Annotated in this window: 11 protein-coding genes, 1 pseudogene and 1 other annotated feature; of the genes and pseudogenes, 7 read left to right on the top strand and 5 right to left on the bottom strand. The window is 58.2% G+C overall.

Translation table 11 applies throughout. The annotated features are described in order from the left end of the window. Positions 1-1,769: 1,769 nt before the first annotated feature. From IVB32_RS30685 to IVB32_RS30710, 6 genes are all read left to right on the top strand, one after another. Complete coding sequence (locus tag IVB32_RS30685; RefSeq protein ID WP_026232958.1) at positions 1,770-2,489, top strand: MerR family transcriptional regulator; 720 nt, start codon at positions 1,770-1,772, stop codon at positions 2,487-2,489. A gap of 1,340 nt (positions 2,490-3,829) precedes the next feature. After that, positions 3,830-4,906, top strand: coding sequence for a histidinol-phosphate transaminase (hisC, locus tag IVB32_RS30690; protein ID WP_247412444.1), 1,077 nt, complete (start codon positions 3,830-3,832; stop codon positions 4,904-4,906). A 209-nt stretch (positions 4,907-5,115) separates the two neighbouring features. Further along, positions 5,116-6,144, top strand: a complete 1,029-nt coding sequence (locus IVB32_RS30695) for an LLM class flavin-dependent oxidoreductase (RefSeq protein ID WP_247412373.1) — start codon at positions 5,116-5,118, stop codon at positions 6,142-6,144. A 330-nt stretch (positions 6,145-6,474) separates the two neighbouring features. Beyond that, positions 6,475-6,750, top strand: coding sequence for a hypothetical protein (locus tag IVB32_RS30700; protein WP_247412375.1), 276 nt, complete (start codon positions 6,475-6,477; stop codon positions 6,748-6,750). 557 nt (positions 6,751-7,307) lie between these two features. Further along, positions 7,308-7,652, top strand: coding sequence for a hypothetical protein (locus IVB32_RS30705; RefSeq protein WP_247289248.1), 345 nt, complete (start codon positions 7,308-7,310; stop codon positions 7,650-7,652). A gap of 1,258 nt (positions 7,653-8,910) precedes the next feature. After that, positions 8,911-9,648, top strand: a complete 738-nt coding sequence (locus IVB32_RS30710) for an outer membrane beta-barrel protein (protein WP_018455462.1) — start codon at positions 8,911-8,913, stop codon at positions 9,646-9,648. 2,005 nt (positions 9,649-11,653) lie between these two features. Here IVB32_RS30710 and metC read toward each other — a convergent pair. Both metC and IVB32_RS30720 read right to left on the bottom strand, forming a co-directional pair. After that, positions 11,654-13,000, bottom strand: coding sequence for a cystathionine beta-lyase (metC, locus tag IVB32_RS30715; protein WP_346731117.1), 1,347 nt, complete (start codon positions 12,998-13,000; stop codon positions 11,654-11,656). A 375-nt stretch (positions 13,001-13,375) separates the two neighbouring features. Then, positions 13,376-13,491: a sequence feature (AL1L pseudoknot), on the bottom strand. After that, positions 13,482-13,772: pseudogene (locus tag IVB32_RS30720) on the bottom strand (transposase); the annotation flags it as partial. Its footprint overlaps the feature before it by 10 nt. A 712-nt stretch (positions 13,773-14,484) precedes the next feature. Here IVB32_RS30720 and IVB32_RS30725 point away from each other — a divergent pair. Continuing rightward, positions 14,485-15,312, top strand: coding sequence for a transglycosylase domain-containing protein (locus IVB32_RS30725; protein ID WP_247370777.1), 828 nt, complete (start codon positions 14,485-14,487; stop codon positions 15,310-15,312). A 132-nt stretch (positions 15,313-15,444) separates the two neighbouring features. Here IVB32_RS30725 and IVB32_RS30730 read toward each other — a convergent pair whose 3' ends face one another. The 3 genes from IVB32_RS30730 to IVB32_RS30740 all read right to left on the bottom strand — a co-directional run bounded on the left by IVB32_RS30730 (position 15,445) and on the right by IVB32_RS30740 (position 16,925). Further along, the gene (locus tag IVB32_RS30730) at positions 15,445-15,879 is read right to left on the bottom strand and encodes an FMN-binding negative transcriptional regulator (protein ID WP_247412379.1); all 435 of its coding nucleotides are present in this window, start codon (positions 15,877-15,879) and stop codon (positions 15,445-15,447) included. A 64-nt stretch (positions 15,880-15,943) separates the two neighbouring features. After that, positions 15,944-16,096 carry a rubredoxin gene (locus IVB32_RS30735; protein ID WP_026232952.1) on the bottom strand — a complete coding sequence of 51 codons (153 nt, stop codon included), beginning with the start codon at positions 16,094-16,096 and terminating at the stop codon, positions 15,944-15,946. 94 nt (positions 16,097-16,190) lie between these two features. Beyond that, complete coding sequence (locus tag IVB32_RS30740; RefSeq protein WP_247412380.1) at positions 16,191-16,925, bottom strand: MFS transporter; 735 nt, start codon at positions 16,923-16,925, stop codon at positions 16,191-16,193.

The following is a 16,925-nucleotide window of genomic DNA, read 5'->3' on the forward strand; positions in this document are numbered from 1 at the left end:
ATCTCGGTTAACCAGATCTACGCCAGGCTCGAGGCTCCGGTCCTCGCTGGTGTTCGGATTGGCGCGTTTGAGCGTAGTTTGATCGGGTCGGCCGCGCTCTTGATCTCGCGCTGGCGTGACGATCTTGCGCTTCATACAGCTCGTTCGGCGGCGCTCCGCCTGACTTGCCTGACACGACGGCTGCATCGCACTGTTCTACATGAGCTGAGGCTCAGAGCTCGCGAAGTGATCCGGCCACTCAGATGAACGAAATCAGGCCTTGGCACTAAAATCCCTCGAATCGTACACCGCGTCAGGTTGTAGACAAAGACCTGCGATCGAGGCTGCAAACGTGGACACTGGCAGGCACCCACACCGCTCTTAACCTGCCGGTGGGCATTCTCCTTGCCGTCTACTGTCCCGGTGATCGCAGCAGCAATGCCAAAGCACCACATCGGATCGGTGGGTGCAGGTCATCCTTTCGGATCGCGACAGTGGTGTTATTCGAGAGTGTCGTGGCGCGTCGGGCGCGGGATGCCGCCGCCGTTAGTCCCGAGTTGCGGCCCGTCACCGCTGACTTCGAAGAGCTACTTCGGTGCGGCAACATGATTTGCCAATCTTACCCAAAGCATCTATGTCCAGCGCTCGCACACCAAAGCGATACTGTTCGAGGATGAAAGTGAGTGAGCTTCTGGACGAGCAAGGGACTGTGCTGCGCAACACTGATCCGGCTCACGTCTGGATATGCGAGTTATTGCTGTAGGAGCTATGGCACGTCGTTGTTTCCCGGCGCGCCCGCGCGGCGCCGGGGGCGTGTTGCCCGTTTTGAGTGTGCCTCCACGTCCGACGGATATCGGAGCGATCCTTCGAGGCTCCGTCCTCAATCGCGAGTAACGTTTCGCCAACCGCGCGAGGTGCGCTCGCGTTGAGATACATGCCGGAAATGGTTTTGCGGCCCGCCTTCTCTCATTATACTGGCGCTTTGCGTCGCAGACTTGCGCCGTTGAAGAGCAGCCATCATCTTGTGGCATTCCAAAACCCGATGTTGCCATGCGCGAACAACGCCTTCGCGGCCACAAAGCCATCAACAGACTAGCAGCGCGTCGAAAACGCTGCTAGGTGCCGAGCGGGCGGCCGCGCCACCCATCTGATCAGATCAGTACTTTGTCTGGGCAGCCGTTCGTGAAGCTGTGTCTCAAGAGCAAGCGGGGTGGCATGTACCTGCTTTCGCTTCGCGTGGCGATCAGACAGCAAATGGCCGCTGCTGCGCCAGCATCCAGCGGAAATTGCACAGTTTCGGTCAGGCAGTGTTGGACAAAAGGGAAGCATACGCCGTGTTGCACAACGGCACCACACGAACGCACCTGTCACATTCTTTCGCGCACGTCGCCGCTCCGTCTTCTTTTTGCCCTACCACAGCCAAACGGCTTCCCCACGTGCAGCGAAGGTGCCGCAATGAAAGGAGCTTACTGTTGGAGAAGCCGAGCGGAGTCTACGACCCGGAGGATCTCGCGAGCTTGGGAAACCTTTTTGATCGAGCAATCGCGTCTTTACCGACATGCATGCGAACCGGCGAGAATCGCGTAGCGATCGCCAGACTTGTGATGCAACGTGCAGCGAGGGACGAATTGGCGTCGCTGGCGAACTTGATGCTTGCACTTGTCTCGGCTGATTGATTAACAGCATGCGCTCAGTGCTCCTGGGGTTCGCAGCGAGAGACCATCATCTAGATCATTGAAATCACTTGATTCTCACGTGACGTCAGGTTGTAGGCTTGCAAATTGAGGACCATGACAAAAGCCACACCACGACGGCGCCGATGGCGCATTGGAGAACTTGCAGAGGCGACCGGCGTAACGGTACGCACTCTGCATCATTACGAACATACGGGGTTGTTGACGGTCGCGGAACGTACCGGTGGCGGTCACCGCATGTACGATCGTGAAAGCCTACAACGCGTCTGTCAGATACGGGCGCTACGTGAGCTCGGCTTCTCGCTTCCTGAGATCCGCAAAGCCATCGAGGGACGGTCGTCTCTCACGGACCTATTGCGCAACCATCTCGAGCGAATTGAAATTCAAGTCGCGCGGGCGACATTATTACGGGATCGATTGCGCAATATGACGACGCAAGGTGAGACAGAAGTTAGTGTCGACGAGCTACCGGCCACGTTAGATGCAATGTCGCGGATTCAGGAACGTACCCCCTCGGCCATCTGCACATGCGCCTCTAACGCTAGCCGCGAGGATCGGTGGCGCAAGATTCGGGACGAGCTACGAAGCTGCATGGATCGGGGCGAGCCGCCATGCGGTGAGCGACCAAATGCGGTCGCGCGTCAGGCCCGTTCGCTGCTGACTGAGATCGCAGGAGTTGATTCGACTGTCTCGATGATACTGAAGGTGCTGACGCGATTGACTGAACCACACAATCTCGCCGGCTGGGATGCGAGCCTCATGCGATACCTGGATCTCGCCCTCGCCGCGCTGGAGAGCCAGCTCGGAACGAGTTGACGCACCCGGCTGCCGGACTCGGTTGCTCAAATGTCTCTAACTGAATGAGCTGATGCTGATCCTTGTCTGACTGAGGATCGTTGGCCCGTAGCAATTCGCCTGCGAATGTGCGTTGTCGACACCCTGGGAACTTTCGCTCTGCCAACCTCGACGAGCACGCTTCGAAGTACTTGATCCGTACGTAGCGTCAAATTGTACCTTCTAAAAGTATCGACGCAGCGGCGGGGCGACCTACAGAGCGCCGGCTACGCCGATGGAGACTCCAATGATCTGCACCACTTTTGGAAGTTCCCGGTGAGAGCGCTGGGCGAGAACAATTCGGTGGATGACCGTCTTTGGCCATTTCCGGCGACTCCGGCACGCTCCTTTACCTCCATGCCGCACTCGACGAAGAATGCTGCAGGGGCAGCCGATGTCGCCAAGCTCAAGGCTTCAAGCCAATCTGCTGCAGGTTGCAGGCTACGCTTATGCCCCAGTTCAAGCATGGGCAGGCTCGGTCAGACGGGCGGGCACCGTCGATGCCACGCGGGTCGCTGCGGCCGAACCTCGGGCTCAATCGAAGGGGCCATTGCCACGGTTCGATTCGACTCCAAGGGAGACAATGCCGCCCCTGGGTCCATCGATTACCGCTGGCCCGATAATCCGTCGAAGGGGTCGCGCAGACCTGGCCGCCCGCACCAACACCGCACGGAGCGTTGAATGATGAACCATCCTAGGCCTCGCGATTGCGCGCTGGTCACGTGCGTCGCAGTCGCCGCAGTCGCGGCATTTCTCGCCCTCGCGGCAATGCTATCACAGCTGTCGTACGCGCCCGAACGGCCGCCCGAAGAGTACGTTCCCATTCGTCTGGTACCACTGGAGTGAGCATCACTTCCACAATCGTAAGGCCGACGAACATCGGTGGCTTCTTCCACCTAGTGACACTGATGCGCACCTCGCTCTCGGGAGTGAGCTGCCATGACCTCTTTAGAAGGAACGTAGCTTGTGGCAACATGTCAGGCGTGCGCAGTCTGTCTGCGGATTACGAGTTCAAGCCACGTTAGCCGCGCTGTTCGGCCGAGTGGACGTGGCGTTTCCTCCCCTCTTGAAACAGGTATTCGCCGGGATAACGCCGTGCGCCCGCCTGATCCGCACTGATCGCTGCCGGACTTTGAGCCGGACTCTGATCCGGTGCGGCGCTTAGATCTGAGCCCGCCTGTGGCACCCACCCTCACGTTCATGCACGCCTTGCGCTTCCCGGCTCCGAATACGGGGCGCGCATCAGGTAGGCTCGATGAAGGCCGTCAACTGCTCTCGTCGACGAAAGGGAGAACATCAAATTGGATACAAAACTGCAAAATATGCTTTCCTCGCTCTCGCCGGTGGCTCGCGAATTGGATGCTCTGCCGTCCGGGCGGCCTACGCGCGACAATACTTCCGTGAAACTGAACACGAATGAGAACCCATTTCCCTTGCCAGCCATCGTGATGCGAAGCGCGATTGCAGCTCTTGAGGTGCAATACCGCTATCCAGAAGACGACAATGTCAGCTTGAGACAAGCGGCCGCAGCGGCCTATGGGATTGCCACTGATCGTGTGATGGCTGGCAATGGATCGTCTGAACTCCTCAGTCTCATTTACAGAGCCTTTCTTGCCCCGGGCGACGGCGTCGCAATGATGTCGCCCGGCTTCTCATTCAATCGCAAGCTTGCGATGTTGCAAGGGGCCCGGTTCATTGAAATTCCCTGGTCTGAACCCGACTGCTTGCCGATGGACGAGCTGCTTTTCGGTCCGGCTAAACATGCCAAGTTCATTCTGCTGGCCAATCCGAACAATCCGACCGGAACCTTCGTTCCGGTCGCTGAGATCGAGCGCCTCGTTACACGGTCTGACCGATTGATCGTATTGGACGAAGCTTATGTCGATTTCGCACCTGAGGACGGCCTACGCCTCATTGAGCGCCATTCGAATCTTCTGGTCCTGCGCACGCTTTCCAAGAGTCATTCCGCCGCTGGCATTCGCGTCGGCTTCGGTTTCGGCCATCCCGAGCTGATTGGGCGGCTTCGCAACATCCAGAATGTTTTTAATATGAATGTGGTCGCTCATGCCGTAGGCATGAGCGTCCTTGCGCATCGCGACGCCTACGAGGAGAACCATCGCCACGTCAGGTTTGAGCGTCAGCGCGTAGCGGCCGCCCTCTCGGAATTTGGGTTCTCCGTAACGCCTTCCCACGCGAACTTCCTCCTCGCCCGTGTGCCGGTAGGCCAGGGTGGCAGATGGTGGCAGGCGGCATTGCAAGACCAGAGCGTCCTCGTTGCCTTCTTTCCGGATCCCGGCCTGGAAGAGTGCATTCGGGTTAGCATCGGTACAAAGCGCCAGATGGATGCGTTTCTTGCGGCTGTCGGCAGCATTCTTAAGAAAGTGGGATGCCGTGGCTAGTGAACCCTTCCACTCAGGTCACAGATCCCCGTTCGTCATCGAACAGGACCCACACATGATGCAGCTTCGCGACCGGCCTCAGTCAGTCATTGTCCGGTCGACGCATTGCGAGCTGCTGAGAACGGCTTCGCGGCATATGCACGCCAGCGAGCGCTTCTTGAACCCCAAAAACCTAGCGGACTCCGGTCCTCTCTATAGGAGATAACTGAGTGAGAAACGTTCTTCCCTCAAACCTGACCTGCGGCATTTTTGATCATCTTGACGAGGACGGTCCCGATATCGCCAGGCAATACGCGGACCGCCTCGCGCTGGCGGAGGCCTACGACCGGCTCGGTTTCTATGCCTATCATCTGGCAGAGCATCATTGCACCCCCCATGGACGCGGTCCATCGCCGAACTTGTTTCTGTCAAGCGTCATACAACGCACACGGCGACTTCGCGTTGGTCCGTTGGTCATGCTGCTCAACCTCTACCACCCGTTGCGGGCATTCGAGGAGATCTGCATGTTGGATCACCTGAGCAGCGGCAGAGTCGAGGTCGGCCTTGGTCGCGGCTCCCTCCCGATCGAACTGAGCTATTTTGGGGTTGGAGCCGATGTTGCCTCTAGCCGTTACGAGGAAGCTTCCCAAATCTTCGTTAACGCGATGAATGGCGGCCCGCTCTCGTACAAAGGGCAACATTTTGCGCTGAGCGACGTCCCTTTGACGCTTTCACCTCACCAGCGTCCTTGTCCCCCGACATGGATTGCTACAAATCGGCCAGAGTCCGCGCATTGGGCGGCGGCGAATGGCGCTAATCTGGCGTGCATGGGACCCTCTTCTGCCGTTCGCAAAGTAACAGATCGCTATCGCGCTCATAGAAACGCGAAGTATGACACCAACGGTTCAGCACCATTTCTCGCATTACTCCGCATGGTCGTAATTGCCAGCTCTGAAGCAGCCGCCCGCTCCCTCGCCGCGCCAGCCTACGAAACCTGGCTCAAGAGCTTTAAGTTCTTGTACGACCTCAATGACATCCCGCCTCCATGCAACCTGCCCCTAACGTTGGATGCCGCAATTGAGAGTGAACTGTGCGTTGTCGGATCCCGCGCTTCGGTGCGCCAAACCCTTCTCGATCACGTGGAAGAGGCAGGCGCCAACTATCTCCTTTGTCAGCTCGCCTTTGGATCTCTGTCACTGGATGCCTGCCTCAACACAGCAACTGCGATTCACTCCGAGCTCATGGCGGCAGAGCACTGATGGTGAGCCGATTCCAAGCAGTTCGCCCTTGACCATGCAATAAATGGCAACACCGAGGCCCATGAGCACCGCAGCCGGATGCATTTGTCAGGCCGCTCTTATGGCTCAAGTGGCTCTTACGCGCATGAGACCCTTTCGACTACATCACCAAGTTGTAGTCTCGAGGGCAATAAACGCCGTGTCTCCCATTTTGCATGCGTTGATATTGCCCGCGCAGTGGTTTGCTTGGCCAGGTGAGTTGGCTCACGCTCATCCCGCTTTGGCGCGCCAGTTCGTCGATCGCATTTCACACGAATCCAAGATGTGGCTTATCGCACGGGCGGGCCTGTCGTGACGCGGTCCCGGCAGCGCTTCGACCAGATGGACGAGATCGCGCGTAAGCTCGAGATCGTGCTGGCGGAGTTGGCTTCGCTGCGCATTCTGCTGGCTGCGCACGGAATTAGCACCCCTCCGCCTCTGCATGAGGACTACCTCACTGTTCAGCGATACGCAGCGATGAACCACATAAGCCCCGAAGGGGTGCTCTCTCGGATCCGCCGCGGCAAGCTGCGCGCGGAGAAGCGCGGTGGCCGCTGGTGGGTGAAATGCACGGTTTGCACAGCATAGCCGTGCAGTGGCGAGGACAGTTATGGTAGCCGAAACGAACCAATCCGAGATACGGAATCCAGCACGTGAAAATGATCTGCGCGTTTAAGTTGCCGCCCTTTCTGCGCTCGACCCGATGACCAATGGAGAATCAAGGGATGATCGAGAGGTCAACGTGGCGCACGACCAACACACCGTCGCGGGATCGGCAGGCTCGATGTCGATGCACCCAGGCAATCACAAAACGCGCGCGTGGCAGAAGTCCAACTCCGATGCCGCTGCATGTATTGTGGCAAATGGGAAGCGGCGCATACCCTCCGTTTTGCACGTGAGCCACCGCACGCTACCGAGTTACGGCTTGGAGCGCAGGAAAGAGAAGTGCCTTGCTCGCAAATCGCACCTTGCGAGTTCCGCTGAGCATATCTTGAACGTCCGTCTCACGCGGGCTGGGGTGTAGCAGCCGACATGTATCCCAGTCATTCGCCTGTTCAGGGTCGCCTCGCGCGCCGGTGCGAGACGCGGACAGGTCTAATTTCGCTGGGATAGTCCGAGATTCAGGCTGGAGAAGGAGATGGCCAATGATGTCACCAAGGCTAATGTCAGTCCTCGGGTCGACGGTAGCAGTCGAGCGTATATTTTGGAAATTTCGAGAATTGATCGATGGCGATAGCGCGATCTCACCTGAAGTTCGAGAGACGCTTCATGTAATCCTAGATGCAAAGCTTCTTTCCGCAAAAGATAAGATTATGAGCGACGCGCGCGCTGCGATTGACGCAACTCCTGATTTGCCGCAGGCGGCCCGCGATCGAGCATACCGGTCGCTCGACTTTGCAATGAAGATGTTCATGACCAGTGAACCGCGCCGCGCTGAGGATCCCTTTAACGAAGTTGGTATCTGCAGCGCTCATCCCAAGACGCGTTGATGCAGGACCCGCTCCAGCGATCGGCGCCTCACTGCCGCCGTACGACCCGGTCAAGATCGGTGCTTGCCGAGCGTGGATGTCGTCGTGCCCTGCTTCAACGAGGGACCGGCGTGCGCTTGCCGCCTGCCTGAGGTCTCTCGCAAGTCAGGGCTTCCGGCAGTTCTGCTCCGCCGCCGCTCCGAGTTCCCGCACGCCGTGGTTCCTAATGCGGCATTCGGCCTTGCTCAAGCAAGGCAATTGCCGATCTGCCATAAGAGGGCGAACGCCGGGTGCCGTCAGTTCGTCGAGCACAAAATCGGGAGGCGGCGTGGAGGGCACGCGCGTGCAGTCAGTCCCAACAGCGCGGTGCAAGGTGCGACTGCTGGCCGATTTGACCCGAGACACTGACGGTGACGACGGCGAGCCGGCCGTTCACGGATGATCGGATCGGCAGCCGTGTATTCGCGACCGGCCCTGGACCTTGCAACGTACGTTTGTGTGATCTTAGCATGCGCGGAAGCCATTGCCGGACCGAATTCTAACAAGCGCTGGTGCACACCATCCACAAGGAGCACCTTTCACTCTCCTGCGGCATCTACTCCGGTTCAATGCCCGTGTCCATCTGCACTGGGCCAGAAGGCTGATCCAGAGCCACCGCACGACTTCGAATTAACTCGCCTACCTAAACCGAGAGGTTTCCAAGGTTAGGCTCCCCTCCTAGAACTCGGTCCGCGATAGTCACTACAGCGGATGCATCATGAAACCCGACGAGCGCCTCGCCGAGGTCCTGGAGAACAGCGCGTGTTTCGATGATGAGGCATCGGAGGTGTGGGCGCAGTGCCTCTCACCCACTGAGCGGCTGGCGTATATTCGAAAGCATCGCTCTCACTTCCGGTTCGCAGATTACGATGACGTGATATCTGTTGTACGGGGTCGGCGCTTCACCGGTTGCTCATCGCAGCTCCTTCGGTGGCGTCACAGGATAAGAGCAAGGGCGTTGCAAGGCGCTTTGCTCTTTTCGGTTGCGGTGTGGCTGGGCCTCGTGTGGGTTGCGGTGCGCTTCATCCGCTGAGATCAGCAGCACGCTTTTCGCCGACGCCACGCAATCTGGTTCGCACGCGAAAGAGCATTGCGAAGCGTGATCCGCAACGCCGCAACCTGACGCAGGGTTCGGTTCAAGCATTCCTTTCCGACGAAATGTTGCGGTGCAGCTACAGCTATCCGTGCGGATGTTGTTAAGACGCGCGAGGCTCGGGGCACTCAAGACATGAGAGTAGAAATGAAGAACTTGTTGCTCGCGACTGCAAGCATTGTGGCGCTCGGCGCGATTGCGCCCGCATTCGGCGCGGATCTGGCTGCGCAGCCCGTCCAGCCTCTCTATGGCAAAGCTCCGCAGCTTGTTGCGGCTATGATCTATGACTGGAGCGGCTACTACGTCGGCTTGAACGGCGGCTTGGGCTCAAGCGCGAATTGCTGGGACTTCAATGGCGGCACACCTGAGGGCTGCCATGATGCGACCGGCGGTACTGTGGGTGGCCAGATCGGGTATCGAAGGCAGACGGGCCAGATCGTGCTTGGTGTTGAAGGCCAGGGGAACTGGGCTGGTTTGACCGGCTCGAATGACAGCGTCGCGTTTGCGGATATCAACCAGACCAAGATTGATGCGTTCGGCCTGATAACAGGGCAGATCGGTTATGCCGTAGACAACGTATTATTTTACGCCAAAGGTGGTGCCGCAGTGACGAGCAATACCTATCAGATTAGCTCGACCCTCACGGGCGCGCAGCTTGGGAAGAGCGACCACATTCTTTGGGGTGGTGCGCTGGGAGCTGGGATTGAGTACGGTTTCGCGCCGAGCTGGTCGGTCAGCCTCGAGTACGACCACCTATTCATGCAGCCCGGAGCGGTGCACTTCGCCGCGCCCGCAGGCGGAACCGATCGCGTCCGCCAGGATTTCGATCTTCTGACTGCCCGGCTCAATTATAAGTTCGGCGGCCCGTTTCTTCTGAAATATTGATCAGCAGTACGAACGAAGAATCGGAAGCCCCGGCCCATGGCCGGGGCTTGTTTTTGCAAGGGCAGGCTTGCTGCATCAAGCAATACCGTTATCCCAGGCGACTAGCTTGCCGCAATCCAGGCCCAAAAACCGCTCCCATATTGATGGGTATCGGCATCCACAACCAAGCACGCTTGCGAAGATCACTGTGATCGCACGCGCGTCATCGATGCGCCGAATGGTCTACCGTTATGGCCAGTCCACGTCGGATTTAGGCGATCGTACGAACCTCTCCCGCCTCGAAAACTCGACCAACCCTCGGCGGGATACGCATCTATGCCCCCGAAGACGACGAGACGACAGGCGTGTCAGCTATTCGCGGCGACAGCATCTTCTGCACCTTGGGCTGAACGTGTCCTCGCTGTCATGTTGCCACGCTGGTCAGATCGATCGCTCGTGACTTCGACATAGGTCGGTACGGGGCAGCGGCGCCGAAACGTCAGATTAGACCGGGGCGAATCGCCTTGGCAAGGCAATGGGTACGGCTGTTCGTCTCTAGCTTTCGCATCGCGTTCTTCAGGTGAAAGTTCACCGTATTCTCGCTGACTCTCAGGATGACTCCGATTTCCCAGGATGATTTCCCCTCTTCCACTAGCGGAGGCAATCCTTTTCTCGTTTGGATAGGGCCACTTTCATATGGCATTTGCTCTCCGATGAGGGCGCGATTTCTGTAAATGCATGATGAAACTGCCAAGCCAATGCGTTGAGACGACTGAGGCGATACTGAGGGTCGACATCGTCGAACCTGGATGCAAAGGATACGACGCATAGCCGTCCAAATGGTCCGAACAGTGGTACGGTTACGCCGTGCTTCAGACCCGCCTCTTTGGCCTCGTTCAACACACGCACTTCGCCGGGTTGCAATTGATCTTGTGAGCGAGTTGATCCCATAGAAACGGCGCCGACTGCATCGTCCTACCGAACCACAGGATCGATGGCATTGTATCGGCGTTCAGCATAGCGCTCGCGCCACGCGGAAGGAAAGCTCACCGTCACGGCGGCTGGCAGATACTCTGGCCGGCGGGTCGGCTCCGCGTCCGTCAGCGCCCCGTAAGCGACTTGACTGAAGCCCTGTTCGCTCGAGCAGCTCACAAGCAGATCGAACAACACCTCGGGAGATCGACTCTGTTTTGCGCATTCGATGAAGCAAAATAGGTCCATTTGGTGCCTCCCGCCACCGACTTAGGCAATCCGGTGCTGCGTCTTTTGAGTGGATCGATTTGGGCAGGGCCCTGCGCCACTTCGGCCTCATCTTGCTTCGAAGTGCTCGACCGAACGCGACAGTCATACTTCTCGTCACGAGCTGCAATCGAGTTGGCTGAGACCGGGTAGCTGCTCGATAGAGAACATTGTGCATGCGCCTCTTCCGGAGGAGGCGGACCTGAAGCGTCCAGCAAATGTCGTCCCAGCTGAGGCGGCAGGAGCACTGCCGCAAGCAGGAGTGTTGGAGAACTGGGCGCCACGTTCACTGCTACAATTCGGACATTCGTCGCAAGAGAGACAACCTTGTTGGTGCTAGCTGAAGAATGTATGTCGCATCGCCAAGTACGCGAACGATCGTTTACGCCTTGGGTCAGCCTCCGCGCCTCTGCTCCGGGGGCCAGCCGAGCTAGTAGACCCGGCGCCCGCGTCATAGGGCACAGAGGCAATTAGACGCAGAAATGGCATGCATCCGCTGCGATATACCCGTTTGCGGTCGCGCCATAACCGAACGGAAAGCCGGAGATTCCCGGTTGCGCGGTCGCCTATTGCCAAGCGCTCGTGTTGAAAAGCACCCGGACATGTTTGGGCAAGCGAATCATCCGAATACGGCAATGGCCTGCGGCTTAAATGAGATCCAACCGACCGCACACATGGGCGTTGTGCTCACGCACATTGACAGACAGAAGCCGTACGCATGGTTGCGATAGCGCCCCCAAGCGTCGCTCTTATCGGCCTCCTCGCACCATCAATACTGCCCTTGAAATCACCCGTCTCTGCTCTCATCCTGGTAAGCAGCGTCGCTCACGGAGTGTTCGCAGGCGGCTTGCAGCGCCTGATGCATGTCCGCAATGAGATCACTCGGCCTCTCGATGCCGGCGTGAATACGAATCAACGGTCCATCAAATGAAACCTTAGCTTCCGTTCGTGGAGGATCATCGACAGGCAGCGCAAGGCTTTCGTACCCACCCCACGACAATCCGATTCCAAAAAGGCGCAGTTTCTGGAAGAAAACCGAAAGCTGGGCCTTGGGCATAGCCTTCAGAACGACGCCGAACAGGCCACTTGCACCCAAGAAATCCCGCTTCCAAATATTGTGGCCGGGATCGTTTGGGAGCGCAGGGTGTAGAACCCGGCCCACTGCCGGGTGGTCTTCCAGGCTTTGAGCCAGCTTGATGCCATTTTCGCAATGCTGCCTCATGCGAACGGCTAGTGTCCGCAGTCCACGAAGAGCTAAATAGATGTCATCTGGCCCAGCGATCTCCCCGAAATGATGAGCGCTTGGCTGCAGGAACGGCCACGCTTCCTTGTTAGCAGTAGCAATGCCCAGAAGGGCGTCGGAATGACCAACGATATACTTGGTCGCGGCATGGATCGAAATGTCGACGCCATGGAGAAAGGGTTTGAAATAGAGCGGCGTCGCCCAAGTGTTGTCCATGAGCACGAGCGCACCCGAATGATGCGCGATCGCGCACAGCGCGGGAAGATCCTGTACCTCAAACGTCAGTGACCCCGGGGACTCCAGGTACACAGCTCGCGTTTTTGCTCCAATCTTCGCGAGTAGATCCGAAGGTTGTGTGGGATGGAAGTACTCCACTTTGACCTTAAATCTAGTTAGAACCTTGTTCGCGAATATCCTGACCGGTTCATAGACGTTATCGCAGATCAAAACATGATCCCCGGCCTTCAGGATCCCGAGAAGCGCGTGGGAGCACGCAGAGAGCCCCGAAGGGAACAAGATCGAACGATACCCGCCTTCCAGTTCACAAATGGCAGCCTCGAGAGCGCGAGACAGCGGTGAGCCGAATCGTCCGTAGTTCGTCACTGGATTCTGCTTGCGCCTATCCCACTCTTCGAGGCTTTCCGAAACGATCGTGGAACCTCGATAGACAGGCACATTGACCATCCCGGCGTGTTCAGCCGGCGCGCGACCGAGATGAGACAATTTCGTGTTGGGCTCTGGCAAGCCTTTACCCGAAGGGATCCGATCCATACTTCTCCTATCTGGGATCGCGCCGCTTAATGCGCAGCGAATGCCCACAACGTGCAACTCGTCTCCGGCGCGACCACTCGAGAACTCTGCATCGACGCCCTCTTCGTCATCATATCCCAATTTTAGAGCAGCTCTCCTCCCGCACCGAAAGCGCGGTCAACCGCACAGCGAGACCGTGCCGGACCGCGCTCCTGAAACTCGGTGGTCAGCTTCATGCAGATCTACAGTGGGTCCATCACTACAGCAAAGGTTGGGCCAGACGCGCGGGGTGCAGGCTGCAGGCGGATTAACCAGGACTGATCGAATGACTCGGCACCAGGCGACTTTCTTGTCGGACAAAAGACGCTGCATGTGGGCTCCTCGCCAAATCGGTTAAATCGGGACGATCTTGATGTGAGTTGACAATTGCACTTGTTATGAACTCGCGCGTTGGCGTTGTTTTTTCAGCCGCTTGGCTGGATCGCGCCGCTTGGACGCATCGGCGTGGTAGGTCGAGGGGGCGCATCGGCAGGACCTTGCAGATCGGCTCACCCCCATGCGCCCACGATGGATCATCAAGAGGCGATCATGGCTTGGACCCGCGGTCGAGCTCCGCCATCGCAAAATAGGCGCTTGCGTTCCGTAGGATTTCGTTAGCCTGCCGGAGCTCGCGGTTCTTCCGTCGGGGCCTTCAGCTTCTCGGCCATCTCAGTCGGAACGCCGGTCCGCTGCCCGCTGTCGATCTCGCCTTCTTGACCCAGTCACGAAGCGTTTGCGGTGTGCCGCCGATCTTTGCCGCAACCGATCTCACCGCCGCCCGGCGCGAAGGATGCTCGCCGGAGAGATCCAGAACCATCCGAACCGCTCGGGTTCGGACCTCGGGTGACAATTTGTCCCTCGTCTTGCTCGTCATGGCTCCATCCTCTCAGGAGTTGGAGCGTCCGACAAACCCGGGCGGTTCAAACCGATACCTGACTGAATCGAGAGCTGGACCTTAACACCACTTGAATCGTACCTAGCGTCAAGTTGTACTAACTACCGGTTCGATTCTCCGAACCCGAGACACATTCCGGCCTCAAGGTGCAGGCGCGGGACATTGAGGATCTGCGAGGCGTGCTTGAGATGATGGTGGCAGCTCTTATTGTCCTTTCGATTGTCGCCGCCGGTGGGGCTGGCTACGGCGTCCGTACTCGGCGCTTTCGCATCCGACGAGAGCGCGCGCGGCTGCATATGGCTACGGCCCACTCCGCGGAGAGTTGCAGCAGTCATCCGCCGTCGCGCAACTCGCTCGAGCAACCCGCGTGCTGGCAACCAGAAGCAGATCTTGCGGACCAGAAGCGCTCGACAATAGCCCGCGAGGGCTAAACAAATTCACACGGGCTCACCTCTCACCTGCAGAATTCGCTGCCGGCACCCTCGGCAAGGTGCAGCTGATGCGCGAGTTCTTACGTTGTGCTGCGGCGTGTCGCGGCTCCAGAACTACGACAGATGCTTTGTCTGGCGCGGACGTCCGAACGGAGCGGCGTGCCGCAGGCAGCACGCGTTTCGACGCGCTAAGTTCAGAACAATTTGAAACGCAAGTGAGTCAGATGATACCGCGAAGAAGAACCCCAATCCCAGATCGTATGATGGCTGGAGCCACGCGTGGCTCGTCGATTATGCGCGGTGCAAGGCTTGTTCCCCGATCCTTGCGCTGTACGATCATCGATCCGCTTTCGGAGGCCTTAACATTCGGGCTCATCAGCCTCATAGTGTTAATGATCGTGGCAAACCCCGTTTTTCAGAAAACAGGTGATCAGGATTGGAGCCAGGGCGACGATCCCACACTCTGTCTGCCGGAATGTCGCACGGGTCTGACCAGCGCTTGCGCGACCTACAGCTCGATTTCAGTGAAGGAGCTTCCGGACGTCCTAGTCAAGGCGACATTGGCAACCGGGGATCGCCGCTTCTATAGCCATTTCGGCTTTGACCTTACCGCGATCGCGCTCTCATTGCATGCCGCCCCGGGCACACAGGCCGTGCGATCGTCCATTACCCAGCAGGTTGCGAGAATTCTATTCCCCTCAGATCAACCAAATTTGGAGGTCAGGATTCAGGAGGCGCTTGTCGCAATTTGGCTCGAATGGCGGCTCAGCAAGGATGAAATCCTGAAGATCTACCTAAACCGTGTGCAGATCGGAGGCGGCATCTTCGGCGTCAGTAAAGCTGCGCAGAGTTATTTCCAGAAGCAGGTTCAGGATATCGAACTTGGCGAAGCAGCCTTGCTTGCCGGCCTGATAAATGCGCCACTAGATCTATCTTCGCATGTTGCTCTTCCGAATGCGCGTGAGCGTGCAAACCTGGTTCTGGACACCCTCCTCGAGACCGGGCTCATCACCAATGATCAGCTGTTCGCGGCAAAGCAACATCCGGCACGCCTGATCTTCATGGATCAGGACGCATCGCCGAATTGAAGCGATCGAGGCGAGCGTGATCTCGCGGAAGATGATTGCCACTGCTGCCAACGAGTGGAGGGTAGCACAGCTGATTGACTGGCTATGAAGCCTGCTCCGTGTTGATGGCTGCGGCCAGCATTGCCTCGCCCATCACATTGTTCCCTGTGCCTTTAGGGCATAGCCGGCGCCGACAATATCTCGGACCTCTTTGTTCTGGCTGAGCTTCGACTTGCCTATGAGGCGTGTGACCTCGATCTCGACGCCGACGATCATCTTGAGCATCTCGCCGATGTAGTCCTTGGGGCTGTCGGTCATCTTCCAAGGATCGGCCTGTTTCGCCTCATGAATGCGGAAATCGATCAGAACCTCATCGCCGGTGGCGAGATCCTGACAAATAGGGCTCGTACGAGCGACATGCGAATGAAGCACGCCCTGCTGACCTTCGTGCGCATGCAGCTCGAAGGGAATATGATTCGCGTCAAACCCACTCTTCCCGTTGGTAAAGAGGATGCCGAGCGGATTTTTTTCAATGAGATGGTGAAGTACCTCGGCGCGAGCCTCAACGAAGTGCGGAGGGACGTACATGATAACTCCTTTGGCATTGTGGGACGCCGTGCACCATAGGGTCGCGCAGCATCAACGGTTTGGTTCAGACCTCGGTCATCTCGAATTCACTTTTGCCAGCACGCCGGTCGGGGCAGATCCAATCTGCGGGCACGTCCTCCCAGCGGGCGCCGGGCGGAATGCCCTCTTCAGGCCATCCGTCTCGCTCGTTGTAAATGAGCCCGCACAACGCACACATCGAGGTCTTGTAGAGAGGCGCGTCGGACGCGATCTCGGTGTTCACGTGAGCACTTTCGTTGCTCATGACAGCTTCCATATTCGTCGGGCAGGGTTCATGAGGTCGACTTAGGGCGAGTCTGGCCTATCCAACTTGTAACTGCATTTTTGCTGGTGCGATCGCGATGGGATAGATCAGGCCGGGGTAGATGTTGCCGGTTGCCGGTGTAGCTGACGAGCGAGAGGCTGATCAGCGGAACGAAGCCGCCGAGTATGCCAGTGCCGATGGGATACGGAAGCGACAGCGAGGTATATCGCAGCCGCGCCGGAAAGAGCTCGACGAGAAACGCGGCATTCGGCCCATACACCAGCACTACCAAGACGAGTCGCGCCAGGAATAGCGCGGTGACGGCCACGTAGTTGTGCGCAGCCGTGGCGCTTGCAACGCCCATGTAGATGTGAATGTACAGCGCGGCGGCGAGCAGAAGTCCGGTGACGATCAGCGGACGACGTCCGATGCCGTCTGACAAGGCCCCGCTCACGACCACCAGGGGCGTACCGATGGCTAGGGCAATGGCGACGCAGACATTCGCCGTCAGGAAATCCACCTTGAGAACGCTCTGCAGGAAATACAGCGCGTAGAATTGCCCGGTGTACCACACGCATCCCAGACCCGCCGTCGCGCCGAAGAGAGCATACAGCGCATAACCAAATCCTTGTCTCGTGCCGAAACTTTCGCGAACCGGCGCGCGCGAGACCTTGCCGGCCTGGCGCATCTGCTCGAAAACCGGCGACTCGCTCAGCTTGAGACGAAGATTGATCGAAAACACGACGAGAAGTGCGGACAGCAA

Source organism: Bradyrhizobium sp. 23 (assembly GCF_023073295.1).
Lineage (GTDB): Bacteria > Pseudomonadota > Alphaproteobacteria > Rhizobiales > Xanthobacteraceae > Bradyrhizobium > Bradyrhizobium canariense_D.